Below are 427 nucleotides of genomic sequence, written 5' to 3' on the forward strand. Positions count from 1 at the left end.
TTATGATTAATCGGTTGCTGATCACAAAGAAAACTCTAGACAGATAACGACCTCCGTATTACAATCCGTAATACGGAGGTGAGCTATGATCACATTAAGACTTGATCCAAAATTGGAACAAAAAGTATCTCTTACAGCAAAAAATCTCGGCCTTTCGAAGTCAGAGTTGATTCGAAAAAGTCTCGTTAGTTACCTTGAAAAGGTAGAAAAACAAAGTTCTTGGGAAACCGGTCAGGACTTGTTCGGCAAATATGCCAGTGGCCGCGATGATTTGTCTTCAAATAGAAAAAATATTCTGAAAGATAAAATTAAAGCCAAGAGGACATGAGTAAAATATTAATCGACAGTGGTCCTTTAATCGCACTCTTCGACTCATCAGACAAATACCATCAAAAGACGGTCTTGTTTGTCAAACATAACAATTCCT

The 427-nt window shown here is 37.2% G+C and carries 1 protein-coding gene; it reads left to right on the top strand.

Going from position 1 to position 427, the window contains the following annotated elements; all coding sequences use genetic code 11:
• Positions 1-85 precede the first annotated feature (85 nt).
• On the top strand, positions 86-328 hold the full coding sequence (locus ACYQ8U_RS23220; RefSeq protein WP_459947929.1) for a CopG family transcriptional regulator: 243 nt from the start codon (positions 86-88) through the stop codon (positions 326-328).
• Positions 329-427: the final 99 nt, after the last annotated feature.

It is taken from the genome of Desulfocastanea catecholica (assembly GCF_054657295.1).